Annotated in this window: 22 protein-coding genes and 1 tRNA gene; 19 read left to right on the forward strand and 4 right to left on the reverse strand. The window is 41.9% G+C overall.

Features of this window, described 5'->3' with window-relative positions:
* Positions 1 to 2 precede the first annotated feature (2 nt).
* From BLP33_RS14875 to BLP33_RS14965, 19 genes are all read left to right on the forward strand, one after another.
* The gene (locus BLP33_RS14875) at positions 3 to 839 is read left to right on the forward strand and encodes a glycosyltransferase family 2 protein (RefSeq protein WP_090530000.1); all 837 of its coding nucleotides are present in this window, start codon (positions 3 to 5) and stop codon (positions 837 to 839) included.
* 30 nt (positions 840 to 869) lie between these two features.
* Positions 870 to 1,811 (forward strand): glycosyltransferase family 9 protein, encoded by a 942-nt coding sequence (locus BLP33_RS14880; protein WP_090530003.1) that lies wholly within the window; start codon positions 870 to 872, stop codon positions 1,809 to 1,811.
* Complete coding sequence (locus BLP33_RS14885; protein WP_090530005.1) at positions 1,804 to 2,730, forward strand: glycosyltransferase; 927 nt, start codon at positions 1,804 to 1,806, stop codon at positions 2,728 to 2,730. Before BLP33_RS14880 ends, BLP33_RS14885 begins: the two co-directional genes overlap by 8 nt.
* Positions 2,720 to 3,574: a hypothetical protein gene (locus tag BLP33_RS14890; protein ID WP_090530008.1), complete on the forward strand. Its 855-nt coding sequence runs from the start codon at positions 2,720 to 2,722 to the stop codon at positions 3,572 to 3,574. Before BLP33_RS14885 ends, BLP33_RS14890 begins: the two co-directional genes overlap by 11 nt.
* 102 nt (positions 3,575 to 3,676) lie before the next feature.
* Positions 3,677 to 4,501: a glycosyltransferase family 2 protein gene (locus BLP33_RS14895; RefSeq protein ID WP_139160000.1), complete on the forward strand. Its 825-nt coding sequence runs from the start codon at positions 3,677 to 3,679 to the stop codon at positions 4,499 to 4,501.
* A 120-nt stretch (positions 4,502 to 4,621) separates the two neighbouring features.
* A complete protein-coding gene (locus BLP33_RS14900; RefSeq protein ID WP_139160001.1) occupies positions 4,622 to 5,437 on the forward strand; it encodes a hypothetical protein in 816 nt (271 codons plus the stop codon).
* An 11-nt stretch (positions 5,438 to 5,448) separates the two neighbouring features.
* Positions 5,449 to 6,378: a glycosyltransferase family 2 protein gene (locus BLP33_RS14905; RefSeq protein ID WP_090530017.1), complete on the forward strand. Its 930-nt coding sequence runs from the start codon at positions 5,449 to 5,451 to the stop codon at positions 6,376 to 6,378.
* Positions 6,378 to 7,376, forward strand: coding sequence for a glycosyltransferase (locus BLP33_RS14910; protein WP_090530021.1), 999 nt, complete (start codon positions 6,378 to 6,380; stop codon positions 7,374 to 7,376). The genes BLP33_RS14905 and BLP33_RS14910 overlap by 1 nt, the downstream gene beginning before the upstream one ends.
* Positions 7,373 to 8,401, forward strand: a complete 1,029-nt coding sequence (locus BLP33_RS14915; RefSeq protein ID WP_090530024.1) for a glycosyltransferase family 4 protein — start codon at positions 7,373 to 7,375, stop codon at positions 8,399 to 8,401. Before BLP33_RS14910 ends, BLP33_RS14915 begins: the two co-directional genes overlap by 4 nt.
* Positions 8,398 to 9,615, forward strand: a complete 1,218-nt coding sequence (locus BLP33_RS14920; protein WP_090530027.1) for a glycosyltransferase family protein — start codon at positions 8,398 to 8,400, stop codon at positions 9,613 to 9,615. Before BLP33_RS14915 ends, BLP33_RS14920 begins: the two co-directional genes overlap by 4 nt.
* A gap of 3 nt (positions 9,616 to 9,618) precedes the next feature.
* Complete coding sequence (locus BLP33_RS14925; protein ID WP_254780152.1) at positions 9,619 to 10,902, forward strand: glycosyltransferase; 1,284 nt, start codon at positions 9,619 to 9,621, stop codon at positions 10,900 to 10,902.
* Positions 10,889 to 11,779 (forward strand): FkbM family methyltransferase, encoded by an 891-nt coding sequence (locus BLP33_RS14930; protein WP_090530030.1) that lies wholly within the window; start codon positions 10,889 to 10,891, stop codon positions 11,777 to 11,779. The genes BLP33_RS14925 and BLP33_RS14930 overlap by 14 nt, the downstream gene beginning before the upstream one ends.
* A complete protein-coding gene (locus BLP33_RS14935) occupies positions 11,780 to 12,937 on the forward strand; it encodes a glycosyltransferase family 4 protein (RefSeq protein ID WP_090530033.1) in 1,158 nt (385 codons plus the stop codon).
* A 104-nt stretch (positions 12,938 to 13,041) separates the two neighbouring features.
* Positions 13,042 to 14,451 (forward strand): exosortase Y-associated Wzy-like protein, encoded by a 1,410-nt coding sequence (locus BLP33_RS14940; protein ID WP_090530036.1) that lies wholly within the window; start codon positions 13,042 to 13,044, stop codon positions 14,449 to 14,451.
* A gap of 81 nt (positions 14,452 to 14,532) precedes the next feature.
* On the forward strand, positions 14,533 to 15,156 hold the full coding sequence (locus BLP33_RS14945; RefSeq protein WP_090530039.1) for a class I SAM-dependent methyltransferase: 624 nt from the start codon (positions 14,533 to 14,535) through the stop codon (positions 15,154 to 15,156).
* The gene (locus tag BLP33_RS14950) at positions 15,153 to 16,016 is read left to right on the forward strand and encodes a glycosyltransferase family 2 protein (protein WP_090530042.1); all 864 of its coding nucleotides are present in this window, start codon (positions 15,153 to 15,155) and stop codon (positions 16,014 to 16,016) included. The genes BLP33_RS14945 and BLP33_RS14950 overlap by 4 nt, the downstream gene beginning before the upstream one ends.
* Entirely contained in the window at positions 16,013 to 16,579 is a 567-nt protein-coding gene (gene xrtY, locus BLP33_RS14955) for an exosortase Y (protein WP_090530045.1), read from the forward strand. The genes BLP33_RS14950 and xrtY overlap by 4 nt, the downstream gene beginning before the upstream one ends.
* Complete coding sequence (locus BLP33_RS14960; RefSeq protein WP_229701750.1) at positions 16,545 to 17,117, forward strand: putative colanic acid biosynthesis acetyltransferase; 573 nt, start codon at positions 16,545 to 16,547, stop codon at positions 17,115 to 17,117. The genes xrtY and BLP33_RS14960 overlap by 35 nt, the downstream gene beginning before the upstream one ends.
* Before the next feature lie 31 nt (positions 17,118 to 17,148).
* The gene (locus tag BLP33_RS14965) at positions 17,149 to 18,720 is read left to right on the forward strand and encodes a hypothetical protein (RefSeq protein ID WP_090530051.1); all 1,572 of its coding nucleotides are present in this window, start codon (positions 17,149 to 17,151) and stop codon (positions 18,718 to 18,720) included.
* Here the strand turns inward: BLP33_RS14965 and obgE are convergent.
* From obgE to BLP33_RS14985, 4 genes are all read right to left on the reverse strand, one after another.
* Positions 18,713 to 19,720 carry a GTPase ObgE gene (gene obgE / locus BLP33_RS14970; protein ID WP_090530054.1) on the reverse strand — a complete coding sequence of 336 codons (1,008 nt, stop codon included), beginning with the start codon at positions 19,718 to 19,720 and terminating at the stop codon, positions 18,713 to 18,715. The two genes, BLP33_RS14965 and obgE, sit on opposite strands and share 8 nt — an antisense overlap.
* A 112-nt stretch (positions 19,721 to 19,832) precedes the next feature.
* Positions 19,833 to 20,411 (reverse strand): adenylate kinase, encoded by a 579-nt coding sequence (locus BLP33_RS14975; protein ID WP_090530057.1) that lies wholly within the window; start codon positions 20,409 to 20,411, stop codon positions 19,833 to 19,835.
* 98 nt (positions 20,412 to 20,509) lie between these two features.
* A tRNA-Arg gene (locus BLP33_RS14980) sits at positions 20,510 to 20,583 on the reverse strand.
* 59 nt (positions 20,584 to 20,642) lie between these two features.
* Positions 20,643 to 21,104, reverse strand: coding sequence for a redoxin domain-containing protein (locus BLP33_RS14985; RefSeq protein ID WP_090530060.1), 462 nt, complete (start codon positions 21,102 to 21,104; stop codon positions 20,643 to 20,645).
* Between the last annotated feature and the right edge of the window lie 89 nt (positions 21,105 to 21,193).

The raw sequence follows: 21,193 nt of genomic DNA on the forward strand, positions 1-21,193 counted from the left end.
TCATGCCGCTATATAATTGTGAAGGCACGCTACAGCAGGCATTAGATAGCATCACCCGCCAGACCTTTAAAAACTACGAACTGATTTTGGTTGATGGTGGCTCAAATGATAATACACAGTATATTATCAGCAATTTAAAAAAAGTAGACAATCATAATATGCTGTTTATCTCTGAACCCGACAAGGGCATTTATGATGCCATGAATAAAGGAATTGATATGGCGAGCGGTCAATGGCTTTACTTTATAGGGGGCGATGATACTTTCAGCAACTCCACGGTGTTGGGTCAGGTTCATCAGGCCATTCAAAATGAACCTGCCGATCTTATATATGGTAATGTGGTAGGTGCTACATCAAAAACAAAATATGCGGATGATACTATTGATAAAGTATTATCACGCGGCATCCATCACCAGGGCATTTTCTATAAACGCGGGATATTTAATTACACCGGTAAATACAACATAAAGTTTAAGGTGGCTGCTGACTACCATTTAACGTTGAAAGTATTTTGTAACCCCGTATTTAAAACCAAATATATCGATCTGGATATCGCACGTTTTGGCGAGGCTGGTTTAAGCTCATCAACTTATGATTATCGTTTTTTCAGTTATCATTATAAGTTTCTGTCAACCCATAAGGCCCTCGGCAAAATCAATGATAAAGCTACATGTTTGCAGCAATCAATTTACTGCTGCCTGTGGCTGGCGAAGGAAAAACAAAGTATAGCTTTTGCCTGGTTCAACATTTTATACTATATAACCGGCTTAAACGGACTAAGCATCTCATTCAGGTTTAAAACTTTTTTAAGAATGATGTACTGGAGCCTGAAAAAGTGAGGTGATAATTGGAAGCCTCAAAGCAATATTTTGAAAAACCGAATTAAAACCATAAAATCAACACTGTTTTACTTTTATAAATACGGTATACCATCCTATATCATTGCTTTCGGCGAATCACTGGGCGATAACCTGCTGCTCACTGTATTAAGCCGGGAGCTCTACGGGCGCAGACATAAAAATATCTGGGTAAAAAGTAACCAACAACAACTCTTTGAGTATAATCCGGATATCAAACTTATTTTACCTTTTGGTGCATTACTATCCGGTTTGCTTCTTAAAGTCTTCAAAGTAAAAACTGTTTTTCCCAAATACACCGTTTATCACCCCGAAACCGACGGCGACGAAATACCCGAAAAGCATATCATTTTAAAAATGGCCGATGATTTACAGCTTAAAGGTAAAATAGATCTTAAGCCCGTTTTAATTTTAACTGCTAATGAGCTGGAAGCAGCGCAGTGGGCAAAAAACCATATCGTAATAACAACATCCGGCTCAGCAGCATTGTTCCCGATGGGTAATAAAGAATGGGACGTTAAAAAACATCAACAGGTTGTTGATTTGCTTTGTCAAACCCACAAATTCATCCAGTTAGGCTCTCAAACAGATGCGCCGCTGAAAAACGTTATCGACCTGCGCGGGAAAACTACTATCCGGCAAACAGCAGCCATATTAAGTAATGCGGCCCTTTTGGTATCACATGTAGGGTTTATGATGCATTTGGCACGCTCAGTCGACTGCCGGTCGGTAATCATATATGGTGGACGCGAAAAACCAGACCAATCGGGATATCATAGTTTTAAAAACATATATTCTGCGGTTGAATGCTCACCATGCTGGTTACATAATACCTGCCATTATGATAAAAAGTGCATGCAAATGATTTTGCCCGGCACAGTTGAGGCGGCTGTAATAGAACAACTGGCTTTAATTAACGAACCTTTACCTGCCGATATCTTATATAATGACTGAGTTAAGCGTAATTATCCCAACTTATAATCCGGATGCAGCAAGATTACAGCAAACGCTTTCGGCCTTAAAAAGCCAATCACTGCCTGCCAACCAATGGGAGTTAATAATTATCGACAATAATTCATCTAACAATTTCCGGCAGCAGCTTAATTTAAGCTGGCACCCTGCCGTTCAAATTATAGATGAAACAAAGCAAGGTTTAACCTATGCCCGGCTTAAGGGTTTCAATGAATCAACGGGCGATATTATAGTAATGGTTGATGATGATAATATGATTGAAGGCGGCTATCTTGAAAAAGCCCTTAGTATATTTGGCCAAAATCCCAAAGTGGGCGCTATAGGTGGTAAATCAATCCCATTGTTTGAAACTAACCCTCCCGAATGGCTGTGGGAATTTTACGGAAGCCTGGCCCTGCGTGACCTTGGCGATACCCCCTTAACAGCGGCATGGAATAATCAATATCCAACAGCTGCACCCATAGGCGCAGGGATGGCTATAAAACGCGAAGCGCTATCATCCTATTTGGAAAAAATAACACAGGGCAAAAACAACATCAGCGATAGGTTGGGTAACTCCTTAAGCTCCGGCGGCGATAACGATATTGTGCTCGAGATCCTTAAAGGCGGCTGGCAGGTTGGTTATTTCCCTCAGCTCATACTACAACATATTATTCCTGCTCAACGTATGCACGCAGGTTACCTTGCACGTTTGCTTAACAATACCAATAAATCATGGGTGCAGCTACTGCAAAGCCACGGTATAAACCCATGGCAACAAATTACAAAATCGGGGGCTACATTACGGAAAGCTAAAGCCTGGTTTACCTACAAAGCATGGAAAAATGCTGCGGCATATATAAAATGGCAGGGCGCATGTGGTATGTATGACGGCCTTATAAAGAACAACCATGCTCAATAAAATAAGCAATTCACTGGCTTATCGCTTACCAGTACTTTACAGGAGCTTACTTAAATATAAGCCCCTTGTTGTAGGGCAGCCCAAAGCATCATCGGCTTATACTGTACTTATGATGACAGGCAAAAGCATCATAGATATGACGCGCCTGGCCGTATATTCTATTGCAAAATATTGGGAAGAGATTCCCAAACTGATCATCGCATCCGACGGATCGTTATCTCCGGAAGAAATCAAAAGTAAATTTAAGTTTTGGCCGGGTGAGCTTATTGTTAAGCACTGGCAACAAAGCGCGGTATATCATCAGGGCAAAAACAGGATCAATCTTTTAAACTATGCCGAGAGCCATGTGCTTGGCAAAAAATTGGCTGTGATACTTCACCAGGCCGAGATCCAACCTGTAATATGGATAGACAGTGACATACTTTTTTACAAGGATTTTAAAAAATATATTCCCCAACATAACGGGTTTGTTTGCGGCGGAAGCCAGGAGGGACACTCAACTTATGATGACCGCGTTTTGAATTTCTACGGTAATAACCTCTATGATACTTATACCTTCAGTTCGGGCTTATTAATTATTTATGGGCCCAGAATTTGCGAAGACTTTCGGCTGGAGGAATTATTGTTTCACGTAAGTAACTATGTGCATTATTTTACCGAACAAACTATTTTTGCTCATATAGCAAGTTCATCAATTGGAATACCCTGGACAACAAAGATTATAAAAAACGATCACCAGGATAGCCAACAGATTAAGCCTATGAAAAAAAAAGGCATCGTGGGCAGGCATTATACTGCAAACGTCCGACATTTATTCTGGCGCGACTCGTTGTTTAATTTATAGCTTTCCTTGTTACAACAAGTCATTAATTTTTTATACCGCAATCCGCGTTCACAATTACAAAAATTCAGGCGTTTTGGTGGCTATTTCAATTACCGAAACATAATGAACGGGCGTAGGGAGATGGAACAGCGTTCGCTTGAGTTGCCCCCGGTAGTTTCACATACTAATGGGTTGCCGATTTACTTTTTAACAGGTAAAAACTACCTGTACCAAACGCTTTATTGCATCCAATCGTTAATTAAGTCAACTGCTGCGCAATTTAAATTCATATTGGTTGATGACGGCAGCTTTAATGCTGAACTGGTGGAGAGGGTAGCAAAACAGCTGCCCGGCGCACAGGTAATTACAGTGAAGCAAATCAGTGAAAACCTGCAAAACACATTGCCCGAAGCACGTTATCCGTACCTGCATAAAAAAAGAGCAGTATATCCTCACATTAAAAAACTAACCGATGTGCACACCATCCCAGGCGATGACTGGAAACTGGTACTGGATTCGGACATGCTTTTTTGGCACGAACCCAAGGAGATAATTACCTGGCTTTACGCCCCGCAACAACCTTTGCACATGATTGATTGTACAGAAGCTTATGGATATTCTCAGCAATTAATGGAACAACTGACCGGAGCACCTGTAAAACCGTTGCTTAATGTGGGGGCTATCGGTTTAAAAAGCGAAGCTATTGATTGGGACAAGCTGGAAAACTGGGTTAAAACACTGGAGGAGCAGGAAGGAGCTTCTTATTATTTAGAGCAGGCGTTATCGGCCATGATGATAGCCGACACTGATGCTGCTGTTTTAAAAGCCGGAGATTATATTGTTAACCCCGGCCCGGATCAGATAAAAAACAAAACAGGCATTCTTCATCACTATGTCGACCTTTCAAAAGAAGGTTATTTTAAACAAGCCTGGAAACATTTTTTATAGCCCGTGTCATTAGGTAAAATAGCATACAAGTATTTTTTTAAACCAACCTTTTCTATAAGGTATCATATCAGTCATTTTGGGCTGAAAGGTTGGCTGAGCATGCGGCGGGGCGAGCGGCAAATGAAAAAAGCAGCGCTGAAGTTATCCCCGGTAACATTATCTTCGGATTATAAATTGGAGGTAAGTTATCTTACAGGTGCTAAATACTGGCACCAAACTATTTTTTGCGCCTATTCCCTTGCCAGGTTATTGAAAGGCCATGTACGCATCAATGTTTATTCAGACGGCACTTTAAGCCCGGAACTAAGCGGATTTATCATCAAGGCGCTCCCTAATGTCAATATCATTAGCACTAAAGACCTGAGCACACAAATTGACGAAGTATTGCCTGAAAAGGATTTTCCGCTGCTAAGGGCCTTACGCAAAGAGAATGCATTTTTCAGGAAACTGGTAGATATGCGCACCAACAATCGTTATATCATACAGTTGGATAGCGATATGCTGTTTTTTAATGAGCCGAAAGAACTGATCGACGCTTACAGAAATAATGAAAACTACTTTATGCAGGATACCATACCTGCTTCTTATTATGTTTTACCAGAGGATGTTATCAGCAAGGACCTGAACATTTCCATGTGCAAAAAGATCAACAGTGGCATTCTTGCCTACAATTCATCAAAAATAGATTGGCATTTTGTTGAACGTACCTGTGCATACCTTATGAAAAATGTACAGAATGTTCACCCCCCCATGTTTGAGCAAACATTAAACGCAATAATTATATCCTGGCTGGAGGGGAAGCCTTTAAACCAGCCGTACCGGATACTTTACGCCGATAAAAACGAAAAAACAAATTCGTCTGATATTGTTCGTCATTATATCTTCAAGGCTAAACTGCCTTATTTTACTACCGAGTGGAGACAAGTAATCCGATAGTTTCCGTTTGCATGCCCGCCTATAATGCAGGCAAATATATTGCAGAAGCCGTTGGTTCGGTGCTCAACCAATCGTATACCAACTGGGAGCTGATCATTGTTAACGATGGCTCTACTGATGATACAGCCGCTGTACTTGATCAGTTTACCGATCCACGCATCAGCGTTCATCAGCAGGAAAACAGCGGGCAGTGCGTTGCAGCAAACAAGGCCTTTGGTCTTTCAAGCGGCCGGCTTATTAAATTTATGGATGCCGATGATATTATCTCGCCCGGTTATATTGCCGAACAGGTTAAACGGATTGGAGATAACGATGATGTAGTAGCCTCAGCCGCCTGGGGCCGTTTTTATCACGATGATATTAGTTCCTTTAAAGTAAATGAAGACCTCATCAGGGAGGATTGTAAACCCATTGACTGGCTGGTATCGTCCATGGATGGCAAACAGGCCATGATGCAATGCGCTCTGTGGTTAATTCCGAGAGCTGTGCTTGAAAAATCAGGATTGTGGGATGAGCGCCTGAGCCTGATCAATGATTTTGAATTTATCATCAGGGTATTGCTCAATGCCAGCGAAATTCGTTTCGCCGAAAATTCGCTGCTCTATTATAGAAGCGGGCTGCAAAGCTCCTTGTCGTCATTAAAATCGACAAAAGGCGCCCAATCCGCCTATGATTCCATCAATATGGGTACTTCACACATGCTGGCTTTTGAACCCAGCACCCGCGTTAAAAAGGCATGCGCTTCCTGTTTTCAAAACTTTATATACTCTTTTTACCCCTTCCATAAAACACTTATTAAAGGGGCGGAACACAAGATAAAAGACCTTGGCGGCACAACTTCAACATTTCCGGCAGGCGGTTACACCCGCTTACTTCAAAAAATTATCGGCTGGAAAATCGTGAAAAAATTAAAATTGCTGCTATCAGACGCACCCCAATAATGACGCGTTGCCGCATTTACTTATTTACTTATAAAAGGAACCACCTGTTGACGCGCGCTGTAAAAAGCCTGCTTAACCAAACTGTTACCGGTTGGGTCTGCGAAGTACACAATGATTGCCCCGAGGATCCTTTCCCTGCGGCGTTTATTTCGTCATTAAATGACCATCGGTTTATCATGAAAAACCACGCTAAGAACCTTGGAGCTGTCGCTAGCTTTAACCTCGCTTTTGCCGGTTGCGATGAGCCATACGTCAGTATCCTGGAAGACGACAACTGGTGGGAGCCCGACTTTTTGAAAGAGATGACGGCGGTTATGGATAACGATGCTAACATAAAAGTTTCATGGTGCAACATGGTACTTTGGCATGAAGAACCGGGTAACCTTTGGACAAATACACATAAAACTATCTGGCCTGACGGGCAATCTCAATACTTTTGGTGGCCACAACACAGGCAGGCCATAAGTGCTTTACACTCGAACGGAGCTATGTTGTACCGCGGGGAGCATGCATCAGCATACTTAGTGCCGCAGTCTATACTATTTAATGCAGTCGAACTGATCAGGGAGCGTTCTTTTGAGCATCCGATTTACCTTCATGGTAAACCATTAGCCAATTTTGCTGTTACTCTGGCTACGGCGCGCGATAACGATCGGTATAGCTGGATAGCTACACAGGTCATGCTGTTGGCAAGCTTCATTACGGCATCTCCAGACAAAACGAAAACCATGAAGGAAAGTCTTGCATACCACCGGCTGCAAAGACCAGTCCCTACGGCTACATTTTTCCTTGCCAATATCTTTATCCTGAAGGACAATCGAATATACAAATACTTTACCATTGCCGACTGGCTGCTGTTTGGAAAATGGCTACTTGGCAACGGCCGTCAATTAAATTACATCAAACAATACATTGCATTGCACTCGGACACTTACCAGTTCCTCCTCAGACAAACCGGGTTAAGATACCGGGAAGCTGAGCAACACGCACAAAATTGAAAATAGCCATTATAGTAAACCCGCTGATCCCGGTGCCTCCCGAGCAATACGGCGGCATCGAACGCATTGCTTTTATGCTGATCCAGGAACTTAAAAAAAAAGGCCACGATATTACCCTGTATGCCAATGAACATTCGCAGCCGGGCTGTAAACTCATTAGCTACCATGAATCGGCAAATTATGGCGTTAAAGATCTGGTGAAAATTAACCGGCTTACATCAAAAATTGCTTTTCAGCATTTTGATATTGTACATACCTTCGGTCGCATGAGCAATATTGCGTTGCTAATGTTAAGCCGAATCCCAAAAATCGTATCCTATCAGTTGCCCCCTACCGTATCGCAGGTAAAAAAGGCAGTAAGTATTGCTCATAAAAACACATTGAAATTTACCGCTTGCAGCAATTACATAGCCAATCAAATCAATGCGTTTGCTGATGTAACTACTATTTATAACGGGGTGGATTTAAACGACTACGATTTTAATGCAGGTGTTCCCAATGATGCCCCCCTCGCTTTTTTAGGCCGGATCCAGCATGAAAAAGGGACAGCTATTGCTATACACACGGCAAAAAAAACAAATCAAAAACTGGTAATAGCAGGCAATGTACCCAATGAGCCAATACACCAGCAATATTTTAATGAACAGGTAAAACCCTATATTGATGGCGAGCAGATCAAGTACATAGGCCCGGTCAATAACCTTCAGAAAAATGACTTGCTTCGTAACTCAAAAGCTTTCCTGATGCCGGTAACCTGGGATGAGCCCTTTGGTATTGTAATGGCCGAAGCACTGGCCTGTGGTACACCCGTTATCGGTTTTAATCGCGGCGCAATACCGGAGATAGTCATTAACGGGTCAAATGGCTTTGTATGCGCCACAGAAGCCGACATGATAACGGCGATTAACAGCATTGACTCAATCAGCAGGGCCAACTGCCGGAAGGTAGCGGAACAAAAATTTAGTGCCGGTGTACTGGCCAAACAATACGAGGAATTATACCAGCTGGCAACGCGTAAAGATTGAAAAACGTTACTTTTATAACTACCGGCCAGCCAACTACTAACCCTCGCCTCGTGAAGGAAGCCGAAACTTTGCACAAGCTTGGTTATAATGTTAAAGTGATCTGCTGTTTTTACCAGCAATGGGCCCAAAAAACCGATGAAGCTTTAACAGGCAAATATCCCGGTATGTACATTTATTGCGGAGGCGATCCGGTGATACAAAAAGCAACTTACCTTAAAACCCGTATTCGCCAAAAGTTAAGTACGCTGCTGTTTAAATATACCCGGCATTTCGATATACCTGAAAACGCTATCAGCCGCACACATACCGAAGCGTTGTCTATAGCTAAAAAAATAAAAACAGATCTTTATATCGCCCATAACCTCGGCGCCTTGCCCACAGCCATACAGGCAGCAAAACATTACAACGTAAAAGTTGGTTACGATGCGGAAGATTTGCATTCGGGACAGTTTGCATCAACTCACAATGAAGGTTACAAGCTCAATAAATACATTGAAGAAAAATACTTTCCCCATGTTGATTATTTTACTGCCGCCAGCCCGCTCATTGCAGAATTTTATCAACGCGAATACCGCTATTTAAAACCTGTTGTAATAAACAACGTGTTTCCTAAAACAGCGCCGCAAATCAGCCCTAATTATAAAGCTCACGAACCATTAAAACTGTTTTGGTTTTCGCAAACGGTAGGCCCCGAACGAGGATTGGAAGATGTAATTAAAGCGATAGCTGCTACCAACGGCCATGTTCAGTTACACTTGTTAGGCAGCAGCAATGAAACTTACAGATCTGCATTGTTGAACCTTGCCAAAGAATTTAAATTAAGTGATGATCAGCTTTGGTTTCATGAGCCCATTGGTGCAGGCGAGATTTTCGATTTCGCGAGCCAGTTTGATATTGGCATAGCCACCGAAACAGGCATTCCTTTAAACAGGGATATCTGCCTTACCAATAAAGTTTTTACCTACATACAATGTGGACTGGCAATGATAGTGAGCGATACGCAGGCGCAAGCCTTATTTATGGAGCAATATCCGGATACCGGAAAACTGTACCAAAAAAGCAACCTGCAATCACTAACGGATTGTATCAGCTTTTACCTTCAAAACCCGGATATTTTATACCAAACCCGTTTACAAAACTACCAGCTTGGCCAAACAACATTAAACTGGGAAACCGAAAGCCGTACCTTTTTAAACCTTGTTCAAAAAGTATAACACTTGAATAAAAAGCTGCTCATTATTTCGCCATACTTCCCGCCGGTAAATGCCGCGGATATGCAGCGTGTGAGGATGAGCCTCCCTTATTTTGCAGCCTGCGGCTGGGATGCCGAAGTGGTAACCATCGATGACCAGTATGCCGACCTGGCAAAAGACGAATTGTTGTTGCAAAGTCTCCCTCCGGAGATTAAAGTTCACAAAGTGAAAGCATTCCGCAAGGCACTCACTTCAAAAGTTGGTTTGGGCAGTATTGCCATCCGCTCGTTATGGCATTACTGCAAAACGGTTAACCGCCTGCTGAAGGACAACAAATTTGATCTTATTTATTTCTCAACCACACAGTTCCCGGTTTGTACGTTGGGTGCATACTGGAAAAAGCGATTTGGGGTTCCCTACGTCATTGATATGCAGGATCCCTGGCATTCCGATTATTATATCAACAAACCTAAAAGCGAGCGGCCGCCAAAATATTGGTTCGTTTACCATTTAAATAAATACCTGGAGCCCATCGCCATAAAAAATGCGTCCGGGCTTATCAGTGTATCTGCCGGTAACATTGATGAGCTCAAATTACGTTATCCGGTAATTCAAAAGCTTCCTGCCGCTATTATAACCTTCGGAGCATTTGAACCCGACCTGCAAATAGCTAAAACTAACCAAAAGCTTTTTGCAGGGTTGCTTGACGATGGCTTTATCAATGTGGTATATATCGGCCGCGGCGGGAAGGATCTTCACAAGGCCATTAGCCCGGTGTTCGATGCATTAAGGACCGGTTTGAATACCAATAAAGAGCAGTTTGAAAAAATCAAACTCTACTTCATAGGTACCAGTTATGCCCCTGCCGGACAGGGGATAACCACTATACTTCCCCTGGCAAAACAATATAATGTGGAAGAACGTATTGTTGAAATTACCGACCGTATCAGCTACTATCAAGCTTTGCTCACACTGCAGCAGGCCGACGCGCTTTTTATCCCTGGGTCAGATGATCCTAAATACACAGCTTCAAAAATATTTCCATACCTGCTCACAAAAAGGCCTGTTTTGGCCGTATTTAATGCCGCAAGCTCTGCTATACCTATTATGCAGCAGTATGGTGTAGAACATGTTTACAACTATGATGACGTTACCTCCGAAAACCTATTTATATTTTTTGAGCAATTAATTAAGGGTAATTTCCAGACTGTTGAATATAATGCTGAAGCCATCGAAAAATATTCGGCACATGAAATGACACTGGCGCAGTGCCGGTTATTTGATAGAATTATTTATGAACGCCATTAAACGAACTGTCGGCTTTATTTTAAAACATCCTTTGGGAAAAAAACATCCGGCAAAAGCCTTATGGCGGTTTGCCTGGTGGCAGGTACAGTCAAGGCTTTCAAGGTCGAAGTTCATTATAAAACCTTTTGTTGGTGATGTTAAGTTTTATGCAACCAAGGGGCTGAGCGGTATTACCGGTAATATATACACGGGGTTACATGAATTTAATGATATGGCCTTTCTGCTTCATTTTTTAAAGCCTGACGATATCTTTTTTGACATTGGCGCGAATGTAGGTTCATATACGCTGTTGGCTTCCGGCATAGCCAAAGCTAATAGTGTTACACTTGAACCTGTTAAAGCAACTTTTGATATTTTAAACAGCAATATCGAGCTTAATTATTTGCAGGACGAAGTAAAGCTCATTAATGCCGGCGCCGGCGCAACAGCGGGCGAGATCAGATTTTCGGCTGATGAAGATACCGGGAACCATGTTATTACTAAATATGAGAAAGGCAAAAACACTATTATCGTACCTATAATCACTATTGATTCATTATTGGAAACATACAAACCCACTCTTATCAAGATAGACGTGGAAGGGTTTGAGACCGAAGTGCTTAAAGGCATGGGATCTACCCTTGATTCGCCCCTGCTGAAGGCCATCATCATTGAGCTTAACGGTAGCGGCGGCAGGTACGGTTTTAGCGATCAGGATATTCACAAGTTGTTACTGTCAAAAGGTTTTAGGGCTGTTGCCTATGATCCTTTTAAACGCGTTTTAACCGGGTTAGATACCTTTGGTGCATACAATACTATTTACTGCAGAGACATTGAATTGATAAACCATCGCCTTCAAAATGCAAAAAGTTTTAATATAATGGGCGAGACTATCTGAATGAAAAATTTGGCCATAGTTATCACTCACCCCATACAGTATTATACACCGGTATTTAAGCTCCTGTATGAAAGGCAAAAAATAAACGTCATGGTATTTTATACCTGGGGCGAAGGCGGTTTGCAAAAATTTGATCCAGGCTTTGGTAAAACTATCACTTGGAACCTTCCGCTCCTTGAGGGTTATCCTTATGAGTGGGTAAAAAACATTTCGGCCGATCCCGGCTCGCACCATTCAAAAGGGATTGATAATCCTGACCTTATCAGTCAAATAAATAACTGGCAGCCCGATGTTATTATGGTGTACGGCTGGTTTTACAAAAGCCATCTCAAAATCCTCAAATATTTTAAAGGTAGGGTACCTGTTATTTTCCGGGGCGATTCAACTTTACTTGATGATAAAGGCGGTATCAAATCCGTATTGCGAAGCCAGTTTTTAAAGCGGATTTACCGCCATATTGATTATGCACTATATGCCGGGTCAAACAATAAGGCTTATTTTAAAAAATGCGGTTTAAAAGAGACGCAGTTATTTTTTGCACCGCATACTGTAGATAATGATCGCTTTGCCGAAGACAGGACCAATGAAGCCCTTACCCTTCGCAAACAGTTAGGAATAGCTGATGATGAAAAACTCCTGCTTTTTGCAGGCAAGTTTGAGCATAAGAAAAACCCGCTGTCGCTGCTTGAAGCATTTATTGACATAACACAGCCGGGCACCCATCTGCTATTTGCAGGAAATGGTATTTTGGAGATAGAACTGAAAAATAAAGCAAGCTGGCATAAAAACATCCACTTTATTAATTTCCAAAACCAGCGTTATATGCCAGTGGTTTATCAGGCATGTGACATTTTTTGCCTCCCTTCAAAAGGGCCCGGTGAAACCTGGGGGCTGGCCATAAACGAGGCTATGGCCTGTGGCAAGGCCATATTGATATCAAACAAAGTAGGCGCGGGCACCGATTTGGTCAAGGATTATGAAAACGGACTGATCTTTAACGCGACCGACGGGATTGATCTAAAAAGCAAGCTAAAAACATTGCTACTCTATGATAAAACCGCTTTATTTACGATGGGGCAACAGTCCAGGGAAATTATTGAAGGTTGGAGCTTTGTCAAACAGGTTGAAGCGATAGAACAATTGGTGTTAAGTCAATAGTATTAAATCTTAACTCACAAGTTTGGTTTCTGACCTTTTTTACTTATAACTTATTACTTCGGACTAATGGCTAAAAGGCATTTTATCAATAAAATAATTAATAAATGCAGCAAAGCAAATCGATAGAACGATATATTGTGTTGTTTATACCATGGCTGCTGGCACTGGCGTGTAAAAGTGATAGTGTGTTATCCTATTTTATTGCATGGGGTGGCTCATTTTTTATATTCATCATAACACTTACCGGCTGGGTACGTCCAATCCCCAACGACCGCCCCATGGCCGAACAGTTGATGAGGCCCTTATTTATCATCCAGATAATTTTTGCGGGGTACATGTGCAGCACATCCATCTTTTATTTTATGAATACCCTCGGCTATGAAAATTTCAAGCATGTATTTATTCATACGTTAAATGATAAAGATGCCCTGGGCTTAATTGCCCAATGCCAGCGTTATTACTGCCTTGGGCATGCTTCATTTGTGATGGGTATACTTATTTTCATGAACTATCCCGTAACTAAAAAATACTATATCGAAACCGAAAGGCTGGCAAATCTGCTCATGATGTCGGCAATTATCAGTTTTCCGCTTTCGCTGTTATTTCTTAAGATACCAGGCCTTTCCCAATTTTATTACCAGTTTAGCTCATTGAGCTTTATTGCCGGTACATTGGCGCTGGCCTTTGCCATACCACTAAAAAAAGGGGCCAATACGCTCATCTGCCTTTTACTATATGCCTTTAATTTTTACCAGGCGCTTACATCGGGGTTTAAAGAACCTATTATTATCAGCGTACTGGTTTTAGGGATCTTCCTGTATCCTACCTATAAAAAATTAGTAACCATCGCCTTTGTCCCTATCATTGTTTTATTATTTACGGTTTTACCAACATATAACCATATTTTCCGGGCCAATGCATGGAATGGAGATGCCGATAGCGGAGAAGCCTCACAACTGGCTCTTGACGCAGCGCTAAATAGCGATAACAGCGATGTTGACGAAACTAACTGGGATTTTTTAGTATATCGCTTAAGTGAAATCGATATGTTTACCCGTTTTGTGCAGTCGACACCTAAAAATGTGGATTTTTATGGATTGGATATTGTTAAACAATCGGCTATTGCGTTGGTGCCGCGGATTTTCTGGCCCTCTAAACCAATTACCGAAGCCATGATCATGCAGCGCGTTTATGATGCCGGGGTGGTTAACCGTAACTCTTCCGTATCAGCCAAACCTGCCTACATCGTTGATGCGTATCTTTCAGGAGGTGATTGGGGGATCTTTATTTTCCTTTTCGCTTACGGCGCCCTTGCACAACTAATAGCCGTTAAAGCCGAAAAACTTTTTGGGGGATATATATTAGGCACAGCACTTATATTTTCGGGCCTGTTTCAGATCATGTGGCGCGGCATCAGTTTTGAATTCTTGTTCAATACCATCTTCTGGAGCTATATCAGCATGCTGCTCATTCATAAGGCATTGTTAAATTCTAAAATTTTAAAAGAGATTTGAATTACGCAAACGATCGATATGATTTTGAAAGAGCTGCCTTAATGAAAAAATATAAAAATATGGATCCACAATAACCACCGCATGAGCGCTTATAAAGATTACGATTATCCCGATGCAAGCCCCTGCCATGTATTTAAGGAGCTCGAGAAACCACTTATGTCGTTATTAAATGAGGATAACAACACCAGCATTCTCGACCTTGGCTGCGGCAACGGTCACCTGGTAAATTATTTATTGGCAAGGGGATTTAACGCTTATGGTATCGATGCATCCAAACCAGGCATTGCTATTGCAGATAAAATAAATCCCGGCAGGTTTTTCGTTCATGATCTTTCGGTTGAAGGGTTACCGCAGCCATTAAGAGGTATGCAGTTTAATACCATTATATCAACTGAGGTTATTGAGCACTTGTACGACCCCTACGCGTTTATACGCCTTTGCCGGGATGTTTTAGGCGAATCAAAAGGTGAGCTCATCATCTCAACACCTTATCATGGCTATTTAAAAAACCTGTTTTTGAGTATTTTAAATAAATGGGATAATCATATCAGCCCTTTGTGGCAGGGCGGGCATATCAAATTTTGGTCGGTTAAAACGCTGACACAAATCCTCAACGAACATGGGTTTGAGGTAACTGCATTCAGGGGCTGTGGCAGGTTTCCCTATTTTTGGATGAGCATGATCATTAAAGCCAAACTCAAGTGAGCGAGAGCCTGGATATTATTATCTTAACTTTTAACGAGGAAAAGAACATTGGCGACTGCCTGCAAAGCGCGACGGTGCTAAAAGCCAATATCTATATTGTTGATTCAGGTTCAACGGATACCACACTGGCTATTTGCCAAAGGTACACGCAAAACGTCTTCAGCCATCCGTTTGAAAATTATGCAACCCAGCGTAACTGGGCTTTGAATAACCTGCCTTTAACAGGTACCTGGATACTTAACCTGGATGCTGATCACCGGGTAACACCAGAGCTTGCCGCCCAGCTTAACGATATTTTCTCCAAGTCCATAGATGCTGAAACAAATGGCTTCCTGATCAGCAGGCGTACTCTATTTATGGGCAAATGGATCAAACATGGCGGCCACTATCCAACATACCACGCCAACCTGTTCAGGCGCGGCTTCGGGCATTGCGAAGAAAAATTGTATGATCAGCATTTTAAAGTTACCGGTAAAACGCAGGTACTTAAAACTGATATCATCGATGTAATAACCGATTCGCTTACAAGTTTCATTGCCCGGCATAATCATTGGGCAACGCTGGAGGCGCAATACCTTGTTGAGCAGCAAAACGTCCCGGTTATTGACGATAATGGTAAGCTGGTACATCCACGGTTATTTGGTAACCCGATGGAGCGCCGCCGGTATATGAAAAAACGATATGAGTCGTTTCCTTTATTCGTAAGGCCTGTAATTTACTTTACCATAAGATACTTTATAAAATTGGGGTTTTTAGATGGAAAAACCGGACTGGTATTTCATTTTTTACAAGGTTTTTGGTTCAGGTTTTTGATTGATGCCAAAATTTATGAGTTACGAAAGGAGAGCAAAAAACAATGAAACAACCTGCTTTTTTAAATAACCCGGCAATACGGTTCATGATGTTGTTTATATTGCTGTTTGCCATATTTTATAGCTTTAACATTTTCTTTTTCGGTATTACTAATCCCGGCGGGAATTATAACGCTTTCTTAGCCGAACATCTGAACTATATTGCAGCTTTGAGGCAGGTTTTATTAGATTGCAGTGTAATGATATTAAAGTGGTTGGGCTATGCAGCTATTGATAACAATTCCGAGTTACTGGTTGCAGGTAAAGGGACACTGGCCATAGTTTACAGCTGCCTGGGTTTAGGATTGATCAGCTTTTTTTCCGCCTTTGTACTGGCCTATCCATCTCCGTTGCACTCAAAATTGGTGTTCCTGTTTTCTGGGATCTTTGTTATCGAATTTTTAAACGTGATTCGTTTTGTTTTACTGGCCATCTTCTGGTCGAAAAAGGCAAACCGGATAGTTGATCACCATACCATTTTTAATATACTTCTTTACATTATTATAGCGTTTAGCCTGTATATTTGGATTAAACGTAATGATAAGCTTACCGGCGCTGATGTTCAGAACTGACCTTTCAACTTATAATAATTATCCTTATCATCCGGGCGGCAATGTTTTAAAACGCATTTTGTGGTACTACTGTAATGCCATATTCTTTAAAACAAGCATTATACCCTCAAGCGCGTTCAAAGTATTTTTACTGAAGCTATTTAGTGCCAGGATCGGTAAAAATGTAACTGTTAAGCCCTGTGTAAACATCAAATATCCATGGAATCTGCATATCGGCGATGAAAGCTGGATAGGTGAAAATGTATGGATAGATAGTTTAGTGCCCATCCATATCGGCGCGCATGTTTGCCTGTCGCAGGGGGCTGTGCTGTTAACGGGCAGCCACAATTACCAAAAAACATCCTTTGATTTGATAACCAAAGGCATAATTTTGGAAGACGGCGTGTGGATCTGCGCCGGGGCTATGGTAAATCCGGGCGTGACGGTAGCATCGCACGCGGTATTGACCAGCGGTTCTATCGCTACAAAAAACATGGACGCGTACGGCATCTATCAGGGCAACCCGGCGGTAAAGATCAGGGAACGGGAAATCAGTTAAAACTTAAACATCATCTGCTTAAAATAATTATATGCTGAAACAGAAACTACAAACCCACCAAATCATTTTATTGGTTATTAACGGGATTGTTTTCATTATGGGCATTATGCTGATCATAGCCCCAGCCGCCATTTACCCCGACCCCAGCAAGGGCTTCCAGGTAATGCGCTCAATGGAACTGGGTTCGGCATTTAATGTCATGGTTAAACCCGATCAGAACGATATCAGCAAAAACGCGTCAGAATTCCTCGCCTGGTGGTCGCCGGGGCAATACCTGGTGCCCTATTTCTTTAAACTTATTTTCAGCGTCAACACCGGTCGCGCTTCTTCAATAGTAACCCTGCTATTTTCGTTATCGGGCATTTTCGGCTTTTATTACTTCTTTAAAAAAGCGGGCTTTACGCCAATGATCTCGGCTTTAAGCGTACTGTTCATCGTAATTCAGTTATCCTTTTTTACGCCCTATGTATTTTATAACGGAGGCGAAGTACTACTTTTTGGTTACACCGGCTGGTTTTTATACGGGTGCATAGCCATTGAAAAAACTAACTGGAAACTGGCCGTATTCCTCTTTATAGGTGGAATATTAGGCTTCATTTGCAAATCGTCATTTTTATGGATGTATGCTGCCACTTGCCTTTTTTTATGGCTTAGGTTTTCAATGGGAACAAAAGACATCATTCGCTGGATAAAAAATGGCATAAGGATAGGAGTCCCTGCGGTATTATCCTTATTTATGATCTATCATTTTTATCTTTCAAAAGGTGCTAACCCCTCATCGATAACCGGGGGCATAAAGCTGGTTTGGGAAACTTTTGGCTTTCCTTTGGCCTCGCCAATATTAACCGCTTTTTCGGTAGATGACCTTACAAACGGCCTTTTGTTTCATGATGACCCTCCCATGTTTACTTACTTTTGGGGGGTGATCATCGTGCTGATCTGTGCAGTATTAAGCATTTTATTAATTTGGTTTATTGTAAAAAAGGCGCCTCACAAAAATTATGCGCTGCTACTGGTGGTTTTTTATGTGGTATCGGTGTTGTTTTTCGGACAATCATTTTTGAGACAAGCCAATATTTCATATGAAGCAAGGCATTTGAGACTCATCGGGCTCATTGCTGCACCCGGCATCATTTACCTGGTAAGCAGATTGCAAACTGGTTATAAATACCTGTTTTATTTTATATGTTTTGTAATAGCTTACTCCAGCTACAAATACTTTGTGCCAAGCTACTTTCAAAATAAAAATATCGGCGCAAGGGGATATTCGGGGATAGCACAGTTATTTATCGATCAGCCATCGCTAAACTATATCCGCAACCTGGATAAGCAAAACAACAACGCCATTTTTGTATTTAACAGCCCTGATCTGAGCCTGGAAATTGAACGCAACCGCACCATAACCGTTGAAACCATTGGCGCTGAAGTGGCTATCGATTACGATGACTACGTATATAATGGGCACGCCGGACCACTGTACATAGTTTTGCCCGCCGATTACATCGGTCCAAAGTCAACTATCATGCGCAAATGTTTTCCTGGCTATACCGGCTTTAAAATGACGATGCTTAGTAATGACTACATTTTGTGGGAGGCTAAATAACGCTGGCGTTGATCTCTTTCCAAAGCAGGTCTTTTAGCTGATCGATATTTTTCTGTGCCACAGATGATATAAATATAGAGGGGATCCCATCAGGGATCTCCTTTTTCATTTCTGCCTGCAGCTCATCGTCGAGCATGTCGGTTTTGGTTATGGCTAACACACGAGGCTTGTGCATCAGTTCGGGATTATATTCTTCCAGCTCATGCAGCAGGATGCTGTATTCTTCTTTTATACTGCGCGATGTATCGGCAGGCACCATAAACAGCAATACTGAATTGCGTTCAATATGTCTCAAAAACCTAAATCCTAAACCTTTGCCCTGTGATGCTCCTTCGATAATGCCCGGAATATCGGCCATTACAAATGAACGGCCGCCACGGTATGATACAATACCCAGGTTAGGTACCAGTGTGGTAAATGCGTAATCGGCAATTTCGGGCTTGGCGGCCGATACCACCGAAAGCAGGGTGGATTTACCTGCGTTAGGGAAACCTACCAAACCAACATCAGCCAGCACTTTTAGTTCGAGGATATTCCAGTCCTCACGGCCATCTTCGCCGGGTTGGGCAAAGCGGGGGGTTTGTTGGGTTGATGTTTTAAAATGCCAGTTACCCAAACCACCGCGGCCACCGGGAGTAAGGATCTTGGTTTCACCATCTTTGGTTATTTCAAAAAGTACCTCACCGGTTTCAGCATTTTTCACGGTTGTACCAAGGGGCACTTCTAATATTTCGTCGCGACCGGTTTTACCCGTACGCAATGAGCTGCCGCCCGAATCGCCATCACCAGCAATTACATGTTTACGGTATTTAAGGTGTAGCATTGTCCACAGTTGGGCGTTACCTTTTACAATAACATGGCCTCCCCTGCCGCCGTCGCCACCATCGGGACCGCCTTTTGAAGTTAATATATCACGATGCAAATGGGCAGAACCAGCACCTCCGTGGCCTGAACGGCAACAGATCTTCACATAATCAACAAAATTTGAACCCTGCGACATAATTTTTGATTTAGCCGGAAAGTCCGAAAGTCAATAAAGTCCGAAAGTTAAGAATTTTAATCTTCCTAACCTGCGGACTTTACTGACTTCCGGACTAAAGACTTCCGAACGACTATTTTTTATACTCTTCAATTACATTAACAATAGCATCGAAGATTTCATCCACCGAACCTACGCCGTTAATGCTTTTAAATTTATTTTGATTTTGATAAAAACCAGCTACAGGAGCAGTTTTATCATTATACTCTTTAATACGCTTGCGGATCACCTCGGGATTGGCATCATCTGGTCTTCCAGATTCCTTACCACGCTCTAACAAGCGACGCTCCAACTCATCATCGCCAACTTCAAGGGCAATCATACCCGAAATTGCCGATTGCTTTGATTCCAGTAACTCATCCAAAGCTTCTGCCTGAGCAACTGTACGCGGGAAACCATCAAAAATAAAACCTTTGGCGTCTTTATTAGCATCAAGCTTATTGCTGATCATGCCAATAACCACGGCATCCGGAACAAGCTTCCCTTCATCCATCAGTTTTTTAGCTTCTAAGCCCAACGCTGTACCTTGTGTAATCTCGCCACGTAACAAATCTCCGGTTGAAAGATGGATCAAATCGTATTTTTCAATAAGTTTTTTCGACTGAGTACCTTTCCCGGCTCCGGGAGGGCCAAACAAAACCAGATTTAGCATGCTCTTGATAAATTAAAAGCCTTTCGGTAATACAACAGAAAGGCTTACAGTTAATTTGCACCAGCGGTGGAAAAATTCCGGACTGCAGTGCTTTGTTGTGCACTCGAAGGGAGTCGAACCCCTAACCTTCTGATCCGTAGTCAGATGCTCTATCCAATTGAGCTACGAGTGCTTTCCGAAATGGAATGCAAAGATAGATTTTTAAACTTTCGCTGCAAACTTTTATTCAAATTATTTTACAATTTCGGCAATAGCCTCAAAATTTGGCAGTTGACCGGCATCTTCAAGCACCTCCGCATAAATGATATTCTGCTCTTCGTCAATTACAAAGGCCGCGCGTTTTGATACACCTTTTAAGCCCATCACAAACTGATCATAAATAGCACCGTAAACCGTTGATACTTCTTTATTAAAATCAGAAAGCAGGTCGAACTGGTAATTGTTCTCTTCTTTAAACTTAGCTAAAGTAAAAGGCGAATCAACAGAAATGCCTAATATAGTAGCGTTTAAACCATCATAGTATCCAAAGCTATCGCGCATGGTGCAAAGCTGCGTGGTACAAACGCCTGTAAAAGCTAAAGGAAAAAAGTGAATAACCACTTTACGGCCTTTAAAATCGGCTAATGAAACGCTTTTTAAGGCCGATGAAATTAAAATGAACTGAGGAGCCGGCTGGCCAATCTGTAATGACATACATATTTGTTTTGTAGTACAAATAAATCATAATTAAGCTTCATTTGCTAATTACACCTATAATTATAATGTCAATTTAATTGCTTCCA

The sequence above is a fragment of the Mucilaginibacter sp. NFR10 genome (assembly GCF_900100445.1).
GTDB classification, from domain to species: Bacteria; Bacteroidota; Bacteroidia; order Sphingobacteriales; family Sphingobacteriaceae; genus Mucilaginibacter; species Mucilaginibacter rubeus.